This window comes from Amycolatopsis sp. w19, assembly GCF_051373225.1.
GTDB classification, from domain to species: domain Bacteria; phylum Actinomycetota; class Actinomycetes; order Mycobacteriales; family Pseudonocardiaceae; genus Amycolatopsis; species Amycolatopsis japonica.
Genome location: NZ_JBPQFM010000003.1, coordinates 53,764 through 75,935, shown reverse-complemented (window position 1 = coordinate 75,935; position 22,172 = coordinate 53,764). Strand labels below are relative to the sequence as shown.

At 67.5% G+C, this 22,172-nt stretch carries 19 protein-coding genes and 1 tRNA gene; 6 read left to right on the top strand and 14 right to left on the bottom strand.

Going from position 1 to position 22,172, the window contains the following annotated elements:
- The 4 genes from ACSMFO_RS07935 to ACSMFO_RS07920 all read right to left on the bottom strand — a co-directional run bounded on the left by ACSMFO_RS07935 (position 1) and on the right by ACSMFO_RS07920 (position 2,314).
- Complete coding sequence (locus tag ACSMFO_RS07935) at positions 1-660, bottom strand: GAF and ANTAR domain-containing protein (protein WP_436457741.1); 660 nt, start codon at positions 658-660, stop codon at positions 1-3.
- Between the two features lie 29 nt (positions 661-689).
- Positions 690-884, bottom strand: a complete 195-nt coding sequence (locus ACSMFO_RS07930) for an ANTAR domain-containing protein (protein ID WP_436457739.1) — start codon at positions 882-884, stop codon at positions 690-692.
- A gap of 16 nt (positions 885-900) precedes the next feature.
- Positions 901-1,311, bottom strand: coding sequence for a hypothetical protein (locus ACSMFO_RS07925; protein ID WP_436457738.1), 411 nt, complete (start codon positions 1,309-1,311; stop codon positions 901-903).
- A 382-nt stretch (positions 1,312-1,693) separates the two neighbouring features.
- The gene (locus ACSMFO_RS07920; protein WP_038520681.1) at positions 1,694-2,314 is read right to left on the bottom strand and encodes a sigma-70 family RNA polymerase sigma factor; all 621 of its coding nucleotides are present in this window, start codon (positions 2,312-2,314) and stop codon (positions 1,694-1,696) included.
- A gap of 304 nt (positions 2,315-2,618) precedes the next feature.
- On the opposite strand from ACSMFO_RS07920, the gene ACSMFO_RS07915 reads away from it, so the two are divergent.
- Positions 2,619-3,806 (top strand): beta-1,3-glucanase family protein, encoded by a 1,188-nt coding sequence (locus ACSMFO_RS07915; protein ID WP_436457736.1) that lies wholly within the window; start codon positions 2,619-2,621, stop codon positions 3,804-3,806.
- A gap of 122 nt (positions 3,807-3,928) precedes the next feature.
- Here ACSMFO_RS07915 and ACSMFO_RS07910 read toward each other — a convergent pair whose 3' ends face one another.
- The 5 genes from ACSMFO_RS07910 to ACSMFO_RS07890 form a co-directional block, all read right to left on the bottom strand.
- Positions 3,929-6,076 carry a terpene synthase family protein gene (locus tag ACSMFO_RS07910; protein ID WP_436457734.1) on the bottom strand — a complete coding sequence of 716 codons (2,148 nt, stop codon included), beginning with the start codon at positions 6,074-6,076 and terminating at the stop codon, positions 3,929-3,931.
- Positions 6,077-6,181: 105 nt separating this feature from the next.
- Positions 6,182-6,961: a DUF3800 domain-containing protein gene (locus ACSMFO_RS07905; RefSeq protein WP_436457732.1), complete on the bottom strand. Its 780-nt coding sequence runs from the start codon at positions 6,959-6,961 to the stop codon at positions 6,182-6,184.
- A 32-nt stretch (positions 6,962-6,993) separates the two neighbouring features.
- The gene (locus tag ACSMFO_RS07900; RefSeq protein ID WP_436457730.1) at positions 6,994-7,785 is read right to left on the bottom strand and encodes an ArsR/SmtB family transcription factor; all 792 of its coding nucleotides are present in this window, start codon (positions 7,783-7,785) and stop codon (positions 6,994-6,996) included.
- A gap of 102 nt (positions 7,786-7,887) precedes the next feature.
- Positions 7,888-8,712 (bottom strand): hypothetical protein, encoded by an 825-nt coding sequence (locus ACSMFO_RS07895; RefSeq protein ID WP_436457728.1) that lies wholly within the window; start codon positions 8,710-8,712, stop codon positions 7,888-7,890.
- The gene (locus tag ACSMFO_RS07890; RefSeq protein WP_436457726.1) at positions 8,709-8,858 is read right to left on the bottom strand and encodes a hypothetical protein; all 150 of its coding nucleotides are present in this window, start codon (positions 8,856-8,858) and stop codon (positions 8,709-8,711) included. Before ACSMFO_RS07890 ends, ACSMFO_RS07895 begins: the two co-directional genes overlap by 4 nt.
- Positions 8,859-9,865: 1,007 nt before the next feature.
- Between ACSMFO_RS07890 and ACSMFO_RS07885 the strand changes: the two genes are divergently transcribed.
- Together ACSMFO_RS07885 and ACSMFO_RS07880 are read left to right on the top strand one after the other, a co-directional pair.
- On the top strand, positions 9,866-10,963 hold the full coding sequence (locus tag ACSMFO_RS07885) for a hypothetical protein (RefSeq protein WP_436457724.1): 1,098 nt from the start codon (positions 9,866-9,868) through the stop codon (positions 10,961-10,963).
- Positions 10,964-11,128: 165 nt separating this feature from the next.
- A complete protein-coding gene (locus tag ACSMFO_RS07880) occupies positions 11,129-11,506 on the top strand; it encodes a hypothetical protein (protein ID WP_436457723.1) in 378 nt (125 codons plus the stop codon).
- Between the two features lie 167 nt (positions 11,507-11,673).
- Here ACSMFO_RS07880 and ACSMFO_RS07875 read toward each other — a convergent pair.
- Positions 11,674-11,746: transfer RNA gene (locus ACSMFO_RS07875), tRNA-Thr, on the bottom strand.
- 44 nt (positions 11,747-11,790) lie between these two features.
- Positions 11,791-13,359, bottom strand: a complete 1,569-nt coding sequence (locus tag ACSMFO_RS07870; RefSeq protein WP_436457721.1) for an alkaline phosphatase D family protein — start codon at positions 13,357-13,359, stop codon at positions 11,791-11,793.
- Positions 13,360-13,508: 149 nt separating this feature from the next.
- Here ACSMFO_RS07870 and ACSMFO_RS07865 point away from each other — a divergent pair, with 149 nt between their 5' ends.
- The 3 genes from ACSMFO_RS07865 to otsB all read left to right on the top strand — a co-directional run bounded on the left by ACSMFO_RS07865 (position 13,509) and on the right by otsB (position 19,180).
- Positions 13,509-15,083: a threonine/serine ThrE exporter family protein gene (locus tag ACSMFO_RS07865; protein ID WP_436457720.1), complete on the top strand. Its 1,575-nt coding sequence runs from the start codon at positions 13,509-13,511 to the stop codon at positions 15,081-15,083.
- Between the two features lie 81 nt (positions 15,084-15,164).
- Positions 15,165-16,616, top strand: coding sequence for an alpha,alpha-trehalose-phosphate synthase (UDP-forming) (locus tag ACSMFO_RS07860; protein ID WP_038520705.1), 1,452 nt, complete (start codon positions 15,165-15,167; stop codon positions 16,614-16,616).
- A 35-nt stretch (positions 16,617-16,651) separates the two neighbouring features.
- Entirely contained in the window at positions 16,652-19,180 is a 2,529-nt protein-coding gene (otsB, locus tag ACSMFO_RS07855) for a trehalose-phosphatase (protein WP_436457717.1), read from the top strand.
- Positions 19,181-19,643: 463 nt separating this feature from the next.
- On the opposite strand, the gene ACSMFO_RS07850 is transcribed toward otsB, so the two are convergent.
- The 3 genes from ACSMFO_RS07850 to ACSMFO_RS07840 all read right to left on the bottom strand — a co-directional run bounded on the left by ACSMFO_RS07850 (position 19,644) and on the right by ACSMFO_RS07840 (position 22,091).
- The gene (locus ACSMFO_RS07850) at positions 19,644-19,916 is read right to left on the bottom strand and encodes a MoaD/ThiS family protein (RefSeq protein ID WP_038520710.1); all 273 of its coding nucleotides are present in this window, start codon (positions 19,914-19,916) and stop codon (positions 19,644-19,646) included.
- On the bottom strand, positions 19,917-20,969 hold the full coding sequence (locus ACSMFO_RS07845; RefSeq protein ID WP_038520713.1) for a sialidase family protein: 1,053 nt from the start codon (positions 20,967-20,969) through the stop codon (positions 19,917-19,919).
- 165 nt (positions 20,970-21,134) lie between these two features.
- Positions 21,135-22,091 (bottom strand): glycoside hydrolase family 6 protein, encoded by a 957-nt coding sequence (locus tag ACSMFO_RS07840; protein ID WP_038520715.1) that lies wholly within the window; start codon positions 22,089-22,091, stop codon positions 21,135-21,137.
- Positions 22,092-22,172: the final 81 nt, after the last annotated feature.

Genomic DNA, 22,172 nt, shown 5'->3' with positions numbered 1-22,172 from the left:
TCAGCGCCGGATTTCCACCGTGCGGTCGACGATCCCGGTCGCCACGGCGAGGATCTTGCGGTTGTTGCTCCGCGCGTAGGCGCGCAATACGCCGAACGCATCGCCGACCGAAACGCGGAGTCGTTCGGCCAGAACGCCTTTCGCCTGTTCGATGATCACCCGGCTGTTCAACGCCGTCCGCAGCTGCGTCGTGATGATCTCCTGCCGCTCCAGCAACCGGTGATGCAGGATGCCGATCGTGGCGACGTCCGCGAGTGCCTGCCCCAGCCGCACTCCCTCGTCGTCGAGCAAGGCGGGACGGGTGCCGAACAGGCTCAGCGCGCCGATCACCTCTTCCCGCAACCGCATCGGCAACGCGTACGCGGAACGGAATCCGGCGTTTTCCGCCTCCCGCGCGAACTTCGGCCATCTTCCGTGCACACGCGCCAGATCCGGGCAGAGCATCGGCTCGGCGTCCCGCTGGCAATCCAGGCAGGGCCCTTCGGAGTTCCGCAGCTGGAACAGTTCGAGCAACCGGGTCTGTTCTTCGGACGCGGCCACCATGGTGAGCGTGCCGTGCGGGTCGGCGAGCACCAGCCCCGCCGTGCGGACGCCGAGCACCACCAGGGTGTCCGCCAGCTGCACGAAGGTTTCCCTCAGGTCGGCCGCCAGGTCGGTCATCTTTCCGGTATCTCCTTATCGCACATCCGTCATGACTCGGGCCGGAACGTGACCCGGCGCCGCACCACGTCCTCGGCGACCTCGTCGAGCTTCCGGTCGTTGAGGTAGGCGTACGCGCGCAGGCGGGCGAGCGCGTCCGGAAGCCCGATCTCGAGCTGGGCCGACACCACGCCCGCGGCCTGATGCACCCGGGCGCGGTGTTCGGTGAATTCACGATCGATCAATTCACCGAGAACCGGCTCACCGGTATCGGCCAAGGCGAGGGTGATGACCGCCTCCGCGCAGACGAGAGCCTTCGCCAGGCCCTCCTTCGAAGGGGAGTCCGGCGAATTCGCGATAACAGCCGACCGCACCCAAAGTGATCGCACCGACCTGAATCGGCACCGCGATGATCGATTTCACGCCGCTGTCGATCGCCTCGGGCGCGAACATCGGCCATCGGAGTGTCGCCTCCGAACCGAACTGCAGCTCTTCCAATTCACGGCTGCGCGCATCGGTGGCGAAGACCGGCTCCGGCAAACCCGTTCCGGTGGCGAGCGTGAGCCCGGCACCGGCCGCTTCGAGCACTTCCCCGCAGACGACGCAGGCGTGCTCCACTGTCACCGTCGAATCGGCTTCCGAAGCGAGAAAACGCATCTTCGACCAGACCAAGGCGGCGCGATCATGCCGTGGGAACGTCATGACATGTCTCCCGGGCGTGTCCGGATTCGGACGAGACCGCCGGGGCCGGAGCGAACAGAGCGCTCGCGCGCCACGGTCATCCTCGCACGGTTTCGTCTCTTTGCCGCGCTTTCGACGCCTTCTCGGCACCAAAGCAGTAGCCCGAAGAGCCGAACGGCCAGGCCGGATGCGGCCAATGGTCCGTTCAGCCGGTTCCGGCTCCCCGGACCACGCCTAGGGTGGAGACCGAGACCGCTTGTCCTGGCCCTCGGCAACGGTGCTCGCCGGCAAGCTCTGGAGGGGCCATGTGCGTTCGCATTCTCGAAACCCGCGCCAAACGGGAGAATCCGTTGATCCGGCTGTTGATCCGTATTCAGCTCAAAACCTCTTGGCGCTGAACACAGGCCCGCAGCCTGCTGATCGCGCGATGTTTGGTCACCCTTACCCGTGACGACGTCGTGCCGAGGGCCGCCGCGGTCTCGTTCGACGTGAGTTCGCCGATCACCCGCATCCCCAGCACTTCGCGGTGGGAGACGGGCAGGGTCCGCATCAGCCTGCCGAGCCGGACCCCGAGTTCGGTCCGCAGCGCACGCTGCTCCGGTTCGTCCGCGAATCCCGCCGGCCTTTCGGGGAGTTCGTCGGTCAGGACCTGCTTGCTCCGCGCGACCTTCCGGAAGACGTCGGCGACCTTGTTCGCCGCGATGGCGCGCAGGAGGAACAGGAAGGAACCGCCGCGCACGCCGTACCCGGGGACGGCGACCAGGACCGCGAGGCAGATCTCCTGCGCCACGTCGGCCGGTTCGAGATAGGTCAGCTCGTGGCCGCCGAGGCGGGTCTCGGTGTACTGCCGCGCCCACGCCGCGACAGCGGACATGAGGTCGTCCATGCCGCGCGGCTCGCCGTCCACCGCGGCCTTCACGAGGCCGTCCCAGCCCGCGGCGGAAATCCACGTCTCACCGCCGCCGGTTCTCGGCATCGGAAATTCGTCGCTCATGTCCCGCTCCCCACGGATGAGAAAACCCGGCCGCCGGGGTCCAGGACGGAACCCGGCCAACGGTAGTCCAGGAATCCGCCCACCTCAATCGACGAAGGTCGGCGACAAATTGTCCGTCCCGGCGCAAAACCGGACAGATTCCCACCAGTGGTCTGGACATGTCGGCGTCCCGCGACGTAACTTCCCGTGCTGAGACCCCTCGCCAAGGTCACGCCCAGGCCGGGAACGCGCCCCCGGCCGACATCCGCAAGCACCGCCGCGGCGCGTCCACGCTCCGCGGCGGGATTCCGCCGAGGAGTGAACTGTGCGCATCCGCAAGAAAGTCCGGCGCGTTTTGACCGCGTTGGCGGTCGCCCTCCCCCTGGTCACCGGTGTTTCGGCGCTTTCGGCGTCCACCGCGGCCGCCGCCGGCCCCGATCCGCTGCCGCTGACCGTGACGAACAATTCGAACCGCTCCGACGCGGTCCACCTCTACGTGCTCGGCACGAACCTCAACACCGGGAAACTCGGCTACGTCAACGCCGCCGGCGCCTTCACCGCGTGGCCGCCGGGCGCGAACCCGCCGAGCCCCGCGCCGGACGTCTCGATCGCGGGCCCCGGCAACGGCGGCTCGACCACGCTGCGGATCCCGCGCATGCTCTCGGGCCGGGTCTACATGTCGTTCGGTCAGAAGATCAAGTTCTTCCTCACCCCGGACGGCCTGGTACAGCCCGCGCCGTGGGCCGACGGCGACCCGAACCGCGACATCCTGTTCGACTGGAGCGAATTCACCTACGACAACGGCGGGCTGTTCATCAACAGCTCGCAGGTCGACATGTTCAGCGTGCCGCACGCCGTCGGGCTGACCAACGGGGCGGGCGCGAACAAGGAGGCCGGCCGTTTGAAGCCCGGTGGCCGCGAGAACGTCTTCAACGCCGTCCAGGGCCAGTCCGGGTTCTCGAACCTGGTGTACAACCGGCTGCGGGTCCTCGCTCCGGGCAAGGGGCTCGACACCGGCAAGTTCAGCGGCAACTACCTCGACGGCTACGTCACCAGCGCCTGGAACACCTACAAGTCGACACCGCTCACCGTCGTCCCGTTCGAGGCCGAACCCGGCAAGAAGTTCACCGGCCGGACCGGCGGGGACGACGTCCTGCGTTTCACCGACACCTCGGGCGCCGAAGTGGCGTCGTTCAGCAAGCCGAGCACCCGCGACGTCTTCAACTGCGACGGACGGCTGCACGCGCCGAACGACCAGGTCGTCGGCCCGATCGCGCGGACCCTGTGCGCGGCGCTGCACCGCTCGACGCTCGGCTCGCTGCACACTCAGCCGACGTACGACGCGGGCCAGTTCTACCAGCAGTCCGTGACCGACCACTACTCGCGGATCGTGCACGAGCAGATGGTCGACGGGAAGGCGTACGGCTTCGCCTTCGACGACGTCGGGCACTTCGAGTCGCTGGTGCACGACGGGGACCCGCGGACCGCGCGGATCACGCTGACCGCTTTCTGACGGTTCGGCCTCAGGCGGGGCGTATTGCCCCCAGTACATGAAGGCCCCCTTCCTTGCGCCTGGCGCAAGGAAGGGGGCCTTCATGTACTTCAGGTGCACAACCCGACCCGCTCACAGGGCGATCAGCGCGCCCCGCTCCCGATCCGCCACGCCGACATGCCGATCCCGCTCGGCACGAGCGAGAACACCGGCGGCTCGGGAGCGTGGACGCGCGCCAGCTCCTCCGGCGTGTACCGCACGCATTTCCGGTGCCATTCCAGGATTCCCGCCATCCAGCCCCTCAGATGGTCCGCGTACCCGGTGACCGCCGCGCGGACGTCGTCGCCGAGGCCGAGGTCGTCGCACATCCGCGGCAGGTCCTCGTCGGCGAGCTGCTCGAACTGCGTCATCCGCGCGTTCGTCAGCCGGGCGGCGATGTCGCGGGCCTCGTTCCGGTCGACGTCCAGGAACCGCTCGACGACGTACACGAGGTTGTGCGTCTCGCCCTCGTACTCGATCTCCTTCTGGTACGAGAACAGGTCGTTGGTGAAGGCCGCGAAGTCCTGCGCCGCCGTGTCGAGTTCGAACAGCACGCGGTTGTTGAAGAGCTCGGCGGGCACGACGTCGCCGAATTCGAGGAGCGCGAGGCTCTTGGTCAGGTCGGAGCCGAACGTCCGCCGCCGCATCTCCACGTAGTCGACCGGGTCGGGGACACGGTTCTGCGCCTGGTTCCCGACCTCCCAGACCCAGCTCGCGGTCATGCTCTCGACCGCCTGCCGGAACCCCGCGCGCGTGCGCGGCGACAGCGGTCCCGCGGTGCGGCCCCACAGATCCGCGAGACCCACCTCGACCGGGTTCGACGGCTTCGGCACCGGCTCACCTTCGAGCGGCATGAACAGGGAAAGCCGGTCACTGCACAGTTTCGCCGCGACCGCGTCCCGTTTCGCCCCGAAGACCAGCGGGAAGTAGTCGTCGCCGAACGTGCCCCAGGTGAGCCAGTCGGTCGACAGCCTCAGCCCCGCGAGGTCCGCGTCCGGATCGATCATCGCGGCGCAATACGCGAGGTCGATCCCGCGGAACCGGCGCTCGTCCCAGACCCCGCCGTCGAGCATCCCCATCTCCCGCGCCCAGCCGGGCGCGTATTCACGGGCGGCGGCGAGATGGGGGCTGGTGCGCACGGGGTACGGCATGCGGAATTCCGGCAACGGCAGGTGCCCGGTCTTCGCGAACGGCGGCGGCGCCTGCTGGCGTATCCGCCGGCCGAGGCCCAGGCTGTCGGTACCGGAGTCCGCGCCCTCGTTCATGTACCGGCTCGACCGGGTGTGCCATTCGTGACCGCCGGACTGCCAGTCCTGCAGGCCTTTGACGTACAGGCCGACCCCGATCTGCTCCGGCAACGAGACGTCGCGCTCGGCGAGCAACGCGGGCACCTCGACGAGCGCGGTGTTCTCGAACTGCTGCAATCGCGAGGTCAGCAGGTCGTTGGTGAGTTCGGCGGCTTCCTGCGTCGGGCAGTCGAGGAACTTCTCGAAGACGAGGACGGCGTTGGAGTTCTCGCCCTCTTCGCGCACTTCGCGTTGGTAGGAAAAGAGATCGTTGCGAAGGTGGACGGCGTCGGCGAACGTGTCGCGCAGTACCTCCATCGGCCTGGTCGCCGCGATCCCGTCCGGCACCTCGGCACCGACGGCGAACTCGATGAGGTTCGCCGACCACGGCGCCCCGCCGACACGACGCCGCATCTGGACGTATTCGATGGGGTTCGCGATGCGGCCGCGGTCGATGTTGTCCAGTTCCCAGAGCGATTCGACCATCAGATTGTGCGTACTGGTGACGAACCGCCGTCGCCAGGCCTCGGACATCGAAGGAATGGTCCGCGCCCAAAGGTTCTCAAGCCCGGCTTCGGCGGGATTCCCCGGTTCCGGTGACGTTTCCCCCGGCCCGGTCATGAACAGTTCCAAACGGTCCAAATAGGCCTTGGCGCCCTCGGTGTCCCGGGTGTACTTGAATTGCGCGAGGAAATCGTCGTCGAAGAAGAACACCCACACGTACCAGTCCGTGACCAGATCGAGGGACGGCCCGTCACAGTCCGGATGGGTGTGCGCGCAGAGCAGCGCGTAATCCATTTTCGCCAGCGCCTGCTCGGTCCAGACGACGTCACCGGACGGCGACGAGGAATCGAGCATCCCCATTTCCCTGGCCCAGGCCATACTGTGCGCCCGCGCCGCTTCGAGGTGCGGATTCATCCTGGCCGGATGCGGCAGGTAGAACTCGGGCAAGGTGAAAGCCTGCATCTGCGACTGCCTCCCGGGCCGGGGTCGGATCCGTTCCGACGTTTCCAGCCCGCCGCCGCGCCGGGCAACCGTCCAGCCGAGCGATTCGGTGCGCCATGGAGTGAATCAGTCCCAGAGGGACTCCGGATCGACATACGGCGTGAGCAATCCGGTCAATATCTCGTCGCCGTTCCCGTTCAATGCGTCCTCCGCGATCCGGCGGGCGACGCCGACGAGGAAATCGGCGACCTGCACCCGCGGATCGGTCCGGGAATCCACGAACTTCACGCCGGCCAATCCCGGACTCGACTCGATCCTGGCGAGCCGGTCCCCTTTGAGCGACGGTTGTTCGTCGTGGACGAGGAAGACCGGCTCCCCTCCCGCGCTCCAGTACTCGATGGCGCGGAGGATCGCGGGCACCAGCGGATCGAGGCTCTTGGCGTCACGGGCCCGGCCGACCTTCGCCCTCAATTCCGCGGTGTCCCCGGCCATCGCGAAGAACGACCCCGCCGCCGGATCCCGGCGGTTCCTGGTCCGCAGCACGTCGTTGAACGCGGCGAGGAGTTCGTCGTCCGGCCGGATTCCGGGCCCGGCGAGCGCCCGGAGTTCGTTCGCCAGCAGCCGTTTCTTGTCCACGAGGTACACGTGCGCACGCCCGTGGACCGGACCGCGCGGACCGAGGAACCATTCGAGCACCCGCCGGTGCTTCGTGCGGAGGAGGTGGTTCGCCTTGTACTCGACCGCCGGCGAGCGGATCCTTCGCCGCAGCTCGACCAGGCAAGCCGCGGCTTCTTCGAGACTCAGCCGGACCCCCGCGTGCGCGAACACGCCGGTCCGGCCGCCGATCAGTTTCTCGCCCTCGGACCCGGACTCGTCGCAGGCGATCTCCAGGGGCACGCTGCGCATCGTGCCCGATCGCGAGGGCCGGGTCGACCGGGTTACGCGGGTTCGGGCAGCGGCTCGCCGGTCTCCAGCAGCGATTTGAGGCTCGACAGGATCGACGGCCAGCCGCCCTTGACCATCTCCAGCGCGGTGCTGCCCTGGTCGAAACCGTCGTGCACCACGGTCAGCTTCACCGTGTCGCCGACGGGTTCGAGGTCGAACGTCACCTTCGACCGCGACTCGGCCTGGAGCTTCGCCGACACGTCGTCGTCGAGCCCGACCGACTTGGCGAACTCCGGAGTGAAGGTGTGCCAGGTGTAGGACAGCCGCCGATACGGGTCGGACTCGAGGACGACCTGCTCGGGATCCTCCAGCTTCACGCCGAGCTGCTCCCAGGCCATCGTCGACCCGGCCTTCCAGTCCGAGGTGAACTCGCAACCCCAGTACTGCTTCGTGAAGACCGGATCGGTGAGCGCCTGCCAAAGCCGCTCCGGCGTCGTCCTGATGTAGCTGGTGTACACGAATTCGTCGGTGCTCATGGGTTCCCGCTCCAATGCCTTCTTGAGGTCGGCGAGCGCGTCGACCCGGCCCTGGTGGTACCGGTCGATCCAGCGCTCGGCGATCGCGTTGATCGGCTCCGCGTTCACGTAGTGCAACTTCTCGCGGCCACGCCACACCGTGGTCACCAGATTCGCCGCTTCCAGCACGGCCAGATGCTTGCTGACCGACTGCCGCGCCATGTCCAGCCCCGCGCACAGCTCGCGCAGGGTCTGCCCGTTGCGGGCGTTCAGGTCGTCGAGCAACCGCCGCCTGCTCGCGTCGGCCAGCGCCTTGAAGACCTCGTCCATGCCGCTCTCCCTGATATGCAGCCTCGCGGCTGCCTTTGCAGATTAGGCAGCCACATGGCTGCATGTCAAGCAATGGTCACAGGGGAACCATCACCACCTCCATCACACCCAAGACTTGAAGTGACGACGCAGGGCCCGCTGAGCATCGGCCAGACCACGAAAAGAGATGTCTCCACGGTTTATGGCGTTGAGCTCCTCGCGCCTGAGCACCTTCAAAACCTCCTCCAGTGTGATGGGAGCACCGGGGGCCGAGATAGGGATCAGTGGCATCTCGTCGCGCAGCAAGCGCCGCCAGGTATCCATGGTTTCCTCCACGCGTTCATCAAGGGCAGCACGAGAAACGAAAGTACTCAACACCACCGTGATCAGGTTCCGGATCTGTTTTTCATTGACAATGAAGCGCCGACGACGGATGACCTCGTGCAATGAGCTTTTCGAGATCGCATTCTTCCAGTCGCGTCGCTTTGTATCCTCAGCGATCTTGCGATAGGACAGGCCACTGCGACGGATCAAGCTGTCCAGGTAGTCGACGAAAGCGGCCTGCGAATCGATTCGCTCAAGTAAATAGTTGCGGTCGGGATACACCTCCGGCGCATGGTCGGTTTCACGCAGGTGAAATATCGTATTCGCCTCACCGGGGTCCGACGACGAGGCGAGCCCATCGCGAGCATCCTTGGCGATTCGATGGAGACGCGCGAAACGCAGAATCTGCTCATCCGAGCCGGAGCAGGCACGAACGATCCCGATATAGACCGTGACATCGAGCAATTCCTCGGCGTCCGGGTTCCAAGCAGAAGCAAGGACCCCGCTCGGCATACCGGGGAGCGAAGCCTGGATTCGCGACATGTAGTCGTTGACCGGCAGAGTGCGCATCTCCCGATGGAGATTTCGCAGCGCGACCGCGGCCGGGTCGAGGTCGCCGCTCACGAGGGATTGACGACGCCCTCGGCCCGTGGTGGCGACATGATGGTCGCCCGAGCGGCCCGCAGGGCGCCGACGAGAACGCCGACAGCGAGCGCGGCGGCGGTCGCGGCGTCCAGCCCCTGCCGAAGGAGAACAACCGTGAATCCCATGGTCGCCATGGCCAGGACCGCACCACTGCGACTGCCGGTCCGGCAGCAACGACGTGGCTGTGGAGACAGGGGGAACTGCATGAGAAAACCTTCCATATCGATTCACCTAAGACGCGGGTGAGAATTCAAGATGCTCCGCGATCCGGGTTCGTCGACATCAGGGGCGCGCACCCCAAGCCAGACGCCGACGGAGGCCCGACTCGCTGACACACGATTCAAGCCGAGGCCCGCCTGGGTCCACAAGCCAATGCGACGTGTCGAGCGTCCGTGTCTGTCCGGAACTTTTTGTGCCCCCAGCGCGGCAAGTATTCAACACCACCACCGGATGTGAGCTGGACTACTCGCCGTTTAGTCGCCGTCAAGGCCCTCCGAAAACAATGCGCAGCTCAACACGCTGGGCGGCTCCGTTATCCGCACCACGGTCGCCGAGCATCACTTGCTCACGCCTGGCCATTCGAGGCGATCGGCGTTTAGATAACCCACGGCGCGATGTCGGCAAGCACCAGTCGCCGCAGCGCTGCCACCTTCTCGGTTCAGGCCTGTGACGCGGGTGAGTATCCGAGAAGCCGGGCCTCGGGTACCCCGTTCGCGCAAACGCCACCCGAGGCCCGGCACCTTGCCTCGCCACCGCGACATCGTGACGACGAATTCGATCTTCGGTCGGCCTGTCCCCAGAAGTCGCGACTACGCCGCTGGGACGAGCGGGCCCGCGCAAAATACTTCGACTATTTTCGCATCTGAGCGCTTCAATGCGCACAGAGTGCGCTGAAGCCATGCGTAACAGTTGAAGAAGACACGAATGGGGGAACTTTTTTGGGTGTTTGCACTGACATAAGTAGCCTTGGCGGACGATCACGTGCCCGCATCGGGAAGTGATCCGGAGAGTTACGGGGGTTCTTCTCCGCGCAAGTCTGAGCCGCTGTGGCTCAAGGCAGTCACCAGGGAAGCAAGTGCCGGCCCGTGGCCTGGCGAGGTGCGCGAAAAGTTGCGCATCGAGAGGGGATCGAATGACGACCGGGATGACGGTAGTGCCCGTCACCATGAGCACGATCGTGCCCACTCGGCCAAGCCGACGCGGCAGAACTGTCTTGAGCGGCCTCGACTCCACTGACGATTTCACACATGCCGATCAGTTGACACCGGAACAGCGTCGCCTCATCTTGTTCTTGATCGTCGTCCTCAGCGACGACTTCGGCAGCCTGACCGGAACCTATGAACGGCTGGTCGCCACATACGCCGATCAGGACGGCCATTGGGCCTATGGCAAGACGATCACAGACCTGCGCAGCCTGATCAGCAAATGGCTCGGTAAATCCGCGGTACGTATCCCCTCGTGGGAGCGCATCACCGACACCCTGCGGGTTTGGGTCGTCCCCGAAAAATTGCCCGACTTCGTGGCGTTCGCGGCAGGTTTGTACTGCGACGCGACCCTTAAGGATACTCCCTCCGCCGAATATGAAGGCGCCATCCGCCGCCCTCTCTGGGCCAAGCAGTCCTCGGTCACCGTGGCGACCATCCGACGTTTCATCTCGGCGTTCTCCCCTGACGAAATATCGTCTCCGAGAACACTTTTGCGCAACCGCGACGATGAAGAACCCCTGCCACCCGTACCAAAGGGCACCGAAGCGGCATACCGGCAGAGCGATGTTCTTCTCCAGGAGGTCCACGTCCTCAAAGTGTTGCTGGACATGAAAACCCGTGCCTGCCGCCGCCTCGAAGAACAGGTCGAGCAACTCGAAGAGGAGATCGCCGCCCATCAAAGCGCTACGGCCCATCAACGACGCCGCGCCGGTGAACATGAAAGGCTTCGTGAAGACTTTCTCGATCTCATGGCTCGCAACTCGGCTCTCGAAGAGTTGCACATGACCATGCTCCGGATGCTGCATCCGCATGCGTCTCACGAGGTACTGAACCGTCTTGTCGCCGAGCAAATTCGTGAGTCCACTCCGCGCCATCGTGGTTCGAGTGTCAAGATTCGCGACCACCATCGCGAACTCGGCGGATCACCCGCGCGCCGGCGAACGTCAGACTTGCTTTACAACGACCAGACGCCCGCGACCTTCCCCGCCGCTGGCCGGCGTGACCGACACCATCGAGGGAGCTGACGTTCGAAGGCGGGCAGCCGTCCTAAGCCTGGCGCCCAGCCGCTCGATCCGCTGCGCCATCGGATCGGCACTGGCCGACCGCGGCCGTGGGGCCCGCGAACGCCCTGTCACGTTTCCGGCGGCTCCCTCGTCCACGTGGTGACACGTCCACTCGAAGGAGTTCACATGCCGACCCCGTTGCGCGTCGCGATCGCCGGGCAGACCCTGGCCGTCTTCCTCACCCCGATCTCCGCCGGGCTCCTGCTGACCGTGCCGAGTGGCCACACCCTGCACAGCGCCACGGCCTACACGCTGTTCGTCGTCGCGACGCTGCACGTGCTCATCGCGATCCTCGTGTGGCGCCCGGGCGGCGGCTCCGCCAAACCGATCCTGCCCGCGGCCGTGTTCCTCGGTCTCACGCTGGTGCAGGTGTTCCTCGGGATCGCGCACGTGACGGCGGTTCACGTCCCGCTCGGAGCCCTGCTGTTCGGCTTCAGCCTCGTGCAGCTGACCCGGATCCGCCCGGCGCGCGAAGCGGCCGCGACTGCCGCCTTGAAGGCCTGATTCGCCCTTCGCCGCGCTCACCTTGGGGCCGAAGGCGCCCTTCACCGCATTAGACGCAGCGAAGGGAGCCTTCACCCCACCACCGGCCCCGCCGACTCAAATCACGCGACACCGAATGCCGTCGCCGACCCCGGCGAAGCGGCGACCTGAGGACGGTGGTGGAAGGGAGCCGCAAAGGGGGCTCGAACCCCTGACCTTCTGTTTACAAGACAGATGCTCTACCAGCTGAGCTATTGCGGCCTCGCCCAGGACAGCCTGGGCAGGGCCAGTATATCGGCGCCCGTTCAGCGCTCCGCAGGGCGCACCCGCGGGTCCCCGGCCACCGTCCGGAAGGCGTGCGCGAACGTCACGGCGGTCGCCGGGTCCCGGCGGTCGGCGACGTAGTACCAGTTCATCCGGACGGCGTCCGGGGTCACTTCGAGGACGCCCGGACCGTGCGAGTCGAGTTCCACGAAGCGCACGTGCGGGTTCAGCGCGCGGATCGCGGCTTCGACCTTCAGCGAGCCGGTCCGCGGCGGGACGCCGAGCTGCTCGTCGATGTTGTCCGAGGTGACCGACGGGCAGACGAACTCGACGGCGACGCTCGCTCCGTCTCGCGGCACGTCGTTCGCCCACGACGAGTGGACGTCGCCGGTCAGGAACACCGTGTTGCCCCGGCCTTGCGCGGCGATGGTGTCGAGGACGCGGCGGCGGTCGGCGGTGTAGCCGTCCCATTGGTCGGTGTTGACCGTGGTCGGCTGGCCGTCGAGCAGGTCGTCGAGCGCGAGCCGTTCGCGCGTGGGCAGCGCGGGAATCTCGATGGGCGTGACCATCACCGAGTTCCCGATCAGGTTCCAGGACGCGGTCCCGCGCGCGAGGCCGTCCAGGAACCACTGCCGCTGATCGACGCCGAGGATGGTGTCCTCCGCCGAGACCGGGCCGGGTTGCCGCGTCCGGTACGTCCGCAGGTCCAGCATGGTCAGGTCGGCCAGCGTCCCGAACTTCAGCCGCCGGTACAGCCGGTCGCCGCGATGCCGCACCGGCATCCATTCGAAGTACGCCCGGTGCGCGGCCCGCATCCGGTCCGCCCAGTCGCCCTCGGTCGCCGGGTCGTGTGACGGCGATCCACCCGACCAGGCGTTGTCGGCGGCCTCGTGGTCGTCCCAGGTCGCGATCATCGGATGCCGGGCGTGGAGCCGCCGCAGGTGCTCGTCGGTCTTGTACATCGCGTGACGTTGCCGGTAGTCCGCCAGGGTGATCAACTCGTTGGGCGGTACCGAAAGCCGGAGATCACCCGCAGGGTTGGGATTCCCTTCGTAGAGGTAGTCACCCAGGTGAATGAAGGCGTCCAGATCGTCGCGGCCGGCCAGATAGCCGTAGGGGGCGAAGTGACCGACAGCCCAGTTCGCACACGAGACCACGCCGAAGCGCAGGCTCTCGACGTCCTCGTCGCGCGGAGGCGCCGTGCGGGTCCGGCCGGTCCGCGAGACCTTCCCCTGAGACGTGAACCGGTACCAGTACCCGGTCGACGCGCACAGCCCGCCGGCCGTCACCTTCACCGTGTGGTCGCGTTCCGGGCCGGTCCGAAGGTGACCGCGAGCGACGACGCGGGTGAATCCGGCGTCCTCGGCCACCTCCCACCGGACGTCCACCGCCGCCCCTTTTCCGGATCCCGGAGCGGCCTCGGGCGAAGGCGTGACCCGGGTCCAGAGAAGGACCGAATCGGGCATGGGGTCACCCGAGGCGACCCCGTGCGCGAAAACCGGGGCTTCCGCCCCGCTAGATGCACCCGAAAGGGTGAATGTCGCCGCGGTTCCGGCAGCTGTCACACCGGCCGCGCGAAGAACGGAACGCCTGCTCACAGAGGACGCCATGGCATGCAGTGTGCCGTAAACCGGCGAGGTCGCGATGATCTTCCTCCGACGTGGCGGACGCCACTTCGGGTTTCCTGCAACGGTCGAGGCACCGGCCCCGATGCTCCTCGGGAAAGTCCCTCGAACCAGAGTGAGGAGGTGGATCGATCATGAAGATCAACGAGCACACCAAGGGAGCCCAGCGCGGCGAACAGAGCGGGCACAGTGCCGAAAAGAACCAGGACGAAACACCCGAACGTGGCGAATGGCTGCTGGAAGCGCCGCGCCAGCGTGACGGAGAGCGATCGATCCCCCAGACTCGCTCGCACCGGCCGAATCTGCTGCGCCGCCGCGCCTGGCAGATCCTCGAAGCGCCGACGGCCGAGCAGCCCGCCGTCGACGTCGAAGAGGCGATGGGCCCGCAGCCGCCGGACGACACGACGGTCAACTTCGTCCTGGATCTCGTTCTGCGCATCGGCGAGGTCCAGATGTCGAGCGGCGCCGGCGCCTCCGACGTCACCGCGACGATCATCGCGCTGACCTCCGCGCTCGGCCTCCCGCACTGCGAGGTCGACGTGATCTTCACGTCGATCACGGTGACCTGTCACCGCGGCACCGACATGGCCCCGGTCACGGCGCTGCGCGTGGTCCGTTCGCGCAGCCTCGACTACACGCGGCTGACCCAGACCGAGACCCTGGTCCGCCGGATCGTCCGCGGCAACATCGGCGCCGAGGAGGCCCAGCAGGAACTGCAGCGGATCACGACCGCGCCGCACCCGTACCCCCGTTGGGTGGCCACGGCCGCTTGGGGCGGGCTGGCCGCGTTCATCACCCTGATCCTCGGCGGCAGCATCGACGTCGCGCTGGTCGCGCTGGTGATCAGCGCGGTCATCGACCGGCTCGGCCGGTTCTTGAACCGCTTCGCGCTGCCGTTCTTCTTCCAGCAGGTGATCGGCGGCCTGGTCGCGACGTTGTCCGCGATGGCGATAGTCAGCAGCAACCTGCTCACCACGGACAAACCCACGCTGGTCGTCGCGGCGGCCGTCACCGTGCTGCTGTCCGGGCTCTCCACGGTTTCCGCCGTGCAGGACGCCATCACCGGCTACTACGTCACGGCGGCCGGGCGCACGACCGAGACCGCGCTGATGAGCGCCGGGCTGATCGCGGGCGTGGTGCTCGCGCTGAAGATCGCGGTACTGCTCGGCCTGCCGCTGACGCCGCTGCCCGAGGTCGTTTCCTCGACGCCGCAACAGCTGCCGATCATCATCATCGGCAGCGTCGGCGCGTCGGCCTGCTTCGCGCTCGCCTCGTATTCGACCCTGCGCGCGATGATCGTCGCGGGAGCGGCCGGGGCGATCGGCGGCGCCGTGTACGGCGCGTTGATGCTGACCGACTTCCAGGCCGTCAGCTCCTCCGCGGTCGCCGCGACGCTGGTCGGTTTCTGCGGCGGCGTGCTCGCCAGGCGCCTCAAGGTGACGCCGCTCGTGGTGGCTGTGTCCGGCATCACGCCCCTCCTCCCCGGTCTCTCCACCTATCGTGGTCTATACCAATTGGGCGTCGAGCCCGGCGGGAACATCTCGACGCTGATGACCGCGGTCGCGATCGGGCTTGCCCTGGCAGCGGGTGTGGTACTCGGCGAATACCTGGCGCAGCCGGTGCGCACGGGGCTCGGCAGGCTGGAACGCAAATTCGCCGGGCCGCGGATGGCGGGTCCGCTGGAACCCGCCGAACGACGCTTGGAGTGATCGCTCGGCGACGGGCCGTGGCCTCCTCGCGCGATAGGGTTTCCGCTTAGGGCAGCGACCCGCGATTCGAGGGAGCGGCTGGTGGACGATGTGATTGCCGAGACGAGCAGAACGGCCTCCGCGGATTTCGTGGTGGTGGCGAACCGGCTACCGGTGGACCTCGAACGGACCGCCGACGGGAGCAGGCGCTGGACGGCGAGCCCCGGCGGACTGGTGTCGGCGCTCGAGCCGTTCCTGCGGTCGCGCAAGGGAGCCTGGGTCGGGTGGCCGGGTGTGCCCGACGTCGACGTCGAGGAGTTCGACGACGACGGCCTGGTGCTGCACCCGGTCTCCCTGACGTCGGACGACGTCCGTGACTACTACGAGGGCTTCTCCAACGCGACGCTCTGGCCGCTGTACCACGACGTGGTGGCGCGGCCCGTGTTCGACCGGAGCTGGTGGGAGTCCTACGTCCGGGTGAACCGGCGCTTCGCCGAGGCGAGCGCCAAGGTCGCCGCCGAGGGCGCGACCGTGTGGATCCAGGACTACCAGCTGCAGCTGGTCCCGGCGATGCTCCGCGAACTGCGTCCCGATCTCCGGATCGGGTTCTTCCTGCACATCCCGTTCCCCCCGGTCGAGTTGTTCATGCAGATGCCGTGGCGGACGGAGATCGTCCGTGGCCTGGTCGGGGCCGACCTCGTCGGATTCCACCGGCCGGGTGGCGCGCAGAACTTCCTCTGGCTGGCGCGGCAGCTGGCCGGTCTCGAATCCAGCCGCGGCGCGGTCGGCATCCGCACCCGCCCCGGCCTGATGCAGGTCGGCGACCGCACGGTGCGGGTCGGCGCGTTCCCGATCTCCATCGACGCCATCGGCCTCGACAAACTCGCCAAGACCAAGGGCGTCGCCGAACGCGCCGCCCAGCTGCGCCGTGACCTGGGCAACCCGAAGAAGGTCCTGCTCGGCGTCGACCGGCTCGACTACACCAAGGGCATCGACCTGCGGCTGCAGGCGCTGCACGAGTTGCTGCACGAAGGCCGCGTCCGTCCGGAGGACGTGACGTTCGTCCAGCTGGCCACGCCGAGCCGCGAGCGCGTCGAGCACTACCAGCGGATGCGCGGCGACATCGAGCAGATGGTCGGGCGGATCAACGGCGAATTCGCGCGCGTGGGTCACCCGGTCGTGCATTATCTGCATCAGTCCGTGAACCGGACGGAGCTGGCCGCCTTCTTCTCCGCGGCCGACGTCATGGTGGTCACTCCCCTGCGTGACGGGATGAACCTCGTCTGCAAGGAGTACGTCGCCTGCCGCCACGACCTGGGCGGTTCGCTCGTGCTTTCGGAGTTCGCCGGCGCCGCGGCCGAGCTGACCAGTGCGCTCCTGGTCAACCCGCATGATCTGGACGGGGTGAAGAACGCCTTGGAGACTGCCATTACGCTCGACCCCGCAGAGGGACGCCGCCGTATGCGCGCCATGCGTCGACAGGTCCTCACGCATGACGTCGACCGCTGGGCGCGCTCGTTCCTCCAAGCGCTCGGTGCCGAACCGGCCGACTGATCCCCCTACCCCGCATAGTTCCCGAGGAGAAATCGTTGACCGCCGAGGCACTGCCCGCCGAGCTGCGGCGTGCGATCGTTCAGGTCGCGCGCACCCCGCGGCTGCTGGTCGCCTGCGACTACGACGGCACGCTGGCTCCGATCACGGCCAACCCGGACGAAGCCCGTCCCCTGCCCGAATCGGTAGGTGCGCTCAGGTCGCTGGCCGGCCTGCACGAGACGACCACCGCGGTCATCTCCGGCCGCGCGTTGCGTGATCTCGCCACTCTTTCCCGCCTTCCGGCCGAGGTGAACCTGGTCGGCAGCCACGGATCCGAGTTCGACATCGGCTTCATCCACGCGCTCGACGACAAGGCCCGCGAACTCCACAGACGGCTCGAGGCCGAGCTGGAGAACCTGGTGCTCGACGTGCCGGGCGTCTCGCTCGAGGTCAAGCCCGCGAGCATCGCGGTGCACGTTCGCCGCGCCGAGCACGAGGCCGGACGGCGAGTCCTCCGCGATGTCCACAATGGACCTTCGAAATGGGAGGGCGTCTCCACGACCGACGGCAAGGAGGTCGTCGAGCTCGCGGTCGTCCAGACGGACAAGGGCCGTGCGCTGGACACCCTGCGCCACCAGGTCGGCGCGACGGCGGCGGTCTTCCTCGGCGACGACGTCACCGACGAGAAGGCGTTCGCCCGGATCTCCGGCCCGGACCTCGGCGTGAAGGTCGGCGACGGCGAAAGCCTTGCCCAGTACCGGGTTCCGGACACGGTCGACGTCGCGATGGCGCTCGCGTTCCTGCTCGAAGAGCGGCGCAACTGGCTCTACGGCGAGCAGGCCCCGCCGATCGAGCGGCTTTCCCTGCTGGCCAACGAACGTTCGGTCGCGCTGGTCACGCCGGACGCCAGGCTGACCTGGCTGTGCCACCCCGGCCCCGACGCGCCCGCGATCTTCGCGGACCTGCTCGGCGGTGCCGGCGCGGGCCACTTCTCGATCAAGCCGCACCGCAACGGCCTGCCGCTCGGGCAGCGTTACCTGCCGAACACGATGACCGTCGAGACCCGCTGGTCGCGCCTGCTCGTCACCGACTACCTCGAACCGGAGAGCCCCGCGCACCGCACGGATCTCGTCCGGGTGATCTCGGGTGAGACGGCGGCGGAGATCGTGTTCGCGCCGCGGCCCGAATTCGGCGGCGTCCCGGTGACGCTGCTCGCCCAGAGCGACGGGATCCTGGTGCAGGGCACCTCGGAACCGTTCGCGCTGCGCTCGCCCGGCGTCGAGTGGGAGATCACCTCCGACGGTATGAACGACACCGCGACGGCGCTCGTCACTCCCTCCCCGGAAAACCCGGTGGTGCTCGAACTCCGTTGCGGCACTTCGGATCTCAGCGAGCACGAACTGTCCGAAGTGGAGCGACGGACGCGCGCGGGCGACTACTGGAGCACCTGGGCGCGGACGCTCAAGCTGCCCAGCGTCCAGACCGACCTCGTCGGCCGCTCGGCGCTCACCCTGCGCGGGCTGGTGAACACCGACACCGGTGGCGTGCTCGCGGCGGCGACGTCCTCCCTGCCGGAGGAGATCGGCGGCGTCCGCAACTGGGACTACCGCTACTGCTGGATCCGCGACGCGGCCATGACCGTGCGCGAACTGGTCCACCTCGGCTCGACCGAAGAGGCCGAAGGCTACCTCCGGTGGCTGCACGGCGTTCTGTCCACTTTGGCCGGTCCGGAACGGCTGCACCCGCTGTACACCTTGGCGGGCAGCGTGATCGGCGCCGAAGCGGTCATCGAATCGCTGCCCGGATACGCCGGTTCTCGGCCGGTCCGCGTCGGCAACCTGGCGAACCACCAGGTGCAGCTGGACGTGTTCGGCCCGGTCGTCGAACTCGTGCAGACGCTGGCGGAGGCACGCGGTGAACTGCGCGACGAGGACTGGCAGATGGTGCGCGCGATGGCCGAGGCCGTCACGCGGCGCTGGAACGAGCCGGACCACGGCATCTGGGAGGAACGGCACGTGCCGCGCCACCGGGTGTACTCGCGGGTGATGTGCTGGGTGACCATCGACCGGGCGGTCAAACTGGGCGAGGTCTACGGCCGCGCGGTGCCGGGCGCGTGGCCTTCGCTGCGCGACGAGATCGCCGCGGACGTGCTGGAGAAGGGCTGGAACGAAGAGGTCCAGGCCTTTACCACCGCCTACGACGGAACGGACCTCGACGCCGCTTCGCTGTTCGTCGGGCTGACCGGGCTGATCGATCCGGCCGACCCGCGGTTCCAGTCCACGGTGACCGCGATCGAGGCGGAACTGCGCAGTGGGTCCACCGTGTACCGGTACCGCCGCGACGACGGTCTTCCCGGCGGCGAGGGCGGTTTCCACATCTGCGCGGCCTGGCTCATCGAGGCGTACCTGCTCACCGGGCGCCGCACCGAGGCCGAGGAACTGTTCACGCAGATCGTCGACGCGGCGGGCCCGACCGGCCTGCTGCCCGAGCAGTTCGACCCGATCGCGGAGCGCTCGCTGGGCAACCACCCGCAGGCGTACTCGCACATCGGGCTGATCCGCTGCGCGAACCTGCTTTCCCAGTAGATCGCTTCACGTGTCAGGAAAGGGTCGTTCAGGACGTTTTTCGTCCTGAACGACCCTTTCCTGACGTTCGGTGGCGCGGTCTCTGTTCTCAAGGGTCAGCGTGACTCCTGGCGATTCGAACCGGACCTTGTCGCTCCTTCGGTCTTGAGTGGCGATTCGGCTTTCCCGAGGGATAGGCCAAAGACTCAAGTGTCCACAAACGACATCACCCGGCGACTGAGCGTCCGATTGATGCCGGAATGCACGATTTTGCGCGGTTCTCTTGAGGGGTAGGACAAAGGTGGCGTGTTGCGAAAGCCACTTTCGCAACGTTGAAGGTTGCGAAAGTGGCTTTCGCAACGTCGGCTGAAGTGGTCGGCTCGGGTGTGATGAAGGCCTGGGCGAGCCCCATCGTCGGGGCGTGTGTCACGAAAGCCACTTTCGCGACACCTGCGGAACTCAGGCGATGCGGGGAAAGCTCCCTTCAGCCCCCGGCAACCGACGGAATGATCTGGACTTCCTTCACCTCGGCGAGTGAGGTCTTCGCCCCATCAAGCCGTCGGCATTCCTCACCGTCCACATAGAAGTTCACATAGCGCCGCAGCGCACCCGTCTCGTCGCGCAAACGCCGTTCCAGAGCGGGAAAACCGGCGCCGAGCGAGTCCAGGACCGCGTCGAGCGTCGGGGCGTCGACGTCGAGCGTCGCCTCTCCGCCCGCGAGCGACCGCAGCATCGCGGGCAGCAGGACCCGGACCATCTAGACCACCTGGGCCCGGACGCACAGCACGTCCGGCAGATGCGCGGCCACCTGGTGCCAGGTGTCGCCCCCGTCGGGGCCGGCCCACACTTCACCGGATCGCGTGCCGAAGTAGATGCCGTCCCGCGCGTCGACGCACATGCCGTCCCGGAGCACACCCGCGTAGAAACCCTTGTCCGGCAAGCCGTTCCCGAGTCCTGTCCAGGTCTCGCCCGCGTCCTCGCTGCGGTAGACGCGGCAGCGGCCCTCCGGCGGGAACCGGAGCACGTCGGCCACCAAGGGGAAGTTGTAGACGGTGTCCGGCTCGGTCGGATGGACGACCATGGCGAATCCGAAGTCGTTCGGCAGGCCGCCGGCGATGGACTTCCACGTCTTCGCGTCGTCGTCGCTGCGGTAGACACCGCCGTGGTTCTGCAGGAAGAACCGTTCGGGCCGTGCCGGATGCATCGCGACCTTGTGCACGCACTGCCCGAATTCGGGTTCCTCGTCGGGCAGGAATCCCGCGCTGATCCCGCGGTTCGACGCCGTCCAGCTCTTGCCGCCGTCCTCGGTCCGGTAGACGCCGCCCGTCGACATGGCGACGGTGATCCGCCGGGAATCCGTGGGATGCGGCAGAATCGTGTGGATCATCTGGCCGCCGCCACCGGGCGTCCAGTGTGGACGGTGCTCGTGATCCCACAGCCCGCGCACGAGTTCGAAGGTCCCGCCGCCGTCCTCGGACCGGAACAGCGCGGACGGCTCGACACCGGCGTAGACGACGTCCCCGGCGAGCACGATCTGCCAGATGCCTTCGAGCGCGGTCTCCGTGTCGGCGGGGAAGGCGACCGGGGCGTGATCGGGTTCGGACCAGGTTTCACCGAAGTCCTCGGACGTCGCGATCGTCGGTCCGAAATGTTCGTTGACCGCGGCCGCGTAGACCTTGCCGGGAGTCAGCGCGACCGCGCGCACCGCCTCCATCGGGAACTTCGGCTCGGAGAGCTCCCAGTTCTCGCGATCCTCGCTGCGGGCGAGGAACAAGCCCTTCCTGGTACCGATCCCCAGCTGGAACTCCACGACGCAGTCCTCCTCGCTCCGGTGATGTGACCCAGGTCACCGTACTACCGGGAGCGGGGAAATGGAGGCGTCGCGCCGGCTGCTGTCCAAGGGGTCGTGGCCTTCGCCTTCTCGGGAGAACGAGGGTCACAGACGAGCAGCCGGCGCGACGGGCTTTCGGGGCGGTCAGGTGCCGCTGATCAGGCGCAGGGCGAGATCGGGGCTGAACTGACCGGCTTCGACGTTCGGCGCGATCCCGCATTTGCCGTCGGAGTCGCCGGGCACCTTGACCCAGAGCAGCATCTCGGCGCCGCCGCCGGTCTGCGAGGTCGCCCCGAGCTTGCGCCCGGCCGGGTTGCACCACTCGGAGCCCAGCGGGCCGTTGCCGTTGCGGCTCGTGTCGATCACGAACGGCTTGGTGTAGCCGTACTTGCTCGACAGCGCGGCGCTGACGGCCTTGCCGTAGTTCGCCGAGTCGGTGGTGGTCTTGTAGTTCGACACGTTGATCGCGAGACCGCGGATCGACTTCACCCCGACGGCGTTGAGCCGGTCGGCCATGGTCGCGGCGGGGATCCAGGTCGAGTTGCCGCCGTCCATGTACGCCCAGGTGTTCGGGGCCTTCGCGGCGAACTGCTCCGCGGCGTACTTGAGGAGGTCGAGGCGGGTCTGGCGCTCACCGGTGGGCAGGCAGTCGAGCTGCGCGAGCGCGTCCGGCTCGATGACGACGACCGCGGGCTTGCCGCCGATGCCGTCGGCGAAGTTCGAGATCCAGGTCCGGTAGGCGTCCGGGCTGCCCGCGCCGCCGCCGGAGTGACCGCCGCAGTCACGGCCGGGGATGTTGTACGCGACCAGGATCGGCAGCTTGTCCGCGACGTCCGCGGCGTAGGTGTAGCCGTCGACCGCGGTCTTGATGTTGCCGCTCCAGTTGCCGAACCAGCGCGCGCCCGCCTTGGTGGAGATGGCGGCCTTGATCTTGTCGGCGGTGCTGCCCGGGTGGTCCTTGACCCAGACCGCGGGGTTGGAGTTCGGGTCGACGTAGAAGCCGTTGGTCTTCTCGAGCGGGTTGCCGTCGGCGGCCATGGCCGGCGAGGCGACCAGGGCCAGCAACGAGGCGGCCAGCAGACCGAGCGTCTTGATGCGCATGGTCCCCAGCTTCGGGCCATTCCGTACAAGATTCGTACAACCCACGCGTTTCGTCCTCTGAATGCGATCCTTGCGCGCGCA

Coding starts and splice junctions, on each gene's coding strand:
- ACSMFO_RS07865 (WP_436457720.1), top strand. CDS start 13,509: ATGAAGATCAACGAGCACACCAAGGGAGCCCAGCGCGGCGAACAGAGC.
- ACSMFO_RS07870 (WP_436457721.1), bottom strand. CDS start 13,359: ATGGCGTCCTCTGTGAGCAGGCGTTCCGTTCTTCGCGCGGCCGGTGTG.
- ACSMFO_RS07880 (WP_436457723.1), top strand. CDS start 11,129: ATGCCGACCCCGTTGCGCGTCGCGATCGCCGGGCAGACCCTGGCCGTC.
- ACSMFO_RS07920 (WP_038520681.1), bottom strand. CDS start 2,314: ATGAGCGACGAATTTCCGATGCCGAGAACCGGCGGCGGTGAGACGTGG.
- ACSMFO_RS07890 (WP_436457726.1), bottom strand. CDS start 8,858: ATGGGATTCACGGTTGTTCTCCTTCGGCAGGGGCTGGACGCCGCGACC.
- ACSMFO_RS07910 (WP_436457734.1), bottom strand. CDS start 6,076: ATGCAGGCTTTCACCTTGCCCGAGTTCTACCTGCCGCATCCGGCCAGG.
- ACSMFO_RS07900 (WP_436457730.1), bottom strand. CDS start 7,785: ATGGACGAGGTCTTCAAGGCGCTGGCCGACGCGAGCAGGCGGCGGTTG.
- ACSMFO_RS07935 (WP_436457741.1), bottom strand. CDS start 660: ATGACCGACCTGGCGGCCGACCTGAGGGAAACCTTCGTGCAGCTGGCG.
- ACSMFO_RS07850 (WP_038520710.1), bottom strand. CDS start 19,916: ATGGTCCGGGTCCTGCTGCCCGCGATGCTGCGGTCGCTCGCGGGCGGA.
- ACSMFO_RS07885 (WP_436457724.1), top strand. CDS start 9,866: ATGACGACCGGGATGACGGTAGTGCCCGTCACCATGAGCACGATCGTG.
- ACSMFO_RS07905 (WP_436457732.1), bottom strand. CDS start 6,961: ATGCGCAGCGTGCCCCTGGAGATCGCCTGCGACGAGTCCGGGTCCGAG.
- ACSMFO_RS07840 (WP_038520715.1), bottom strand. CDS start 22,091: ATGCGCATCAAGACGCTCGGTCTGCTGGCCGCCTCGTTGCTGGCCCTG.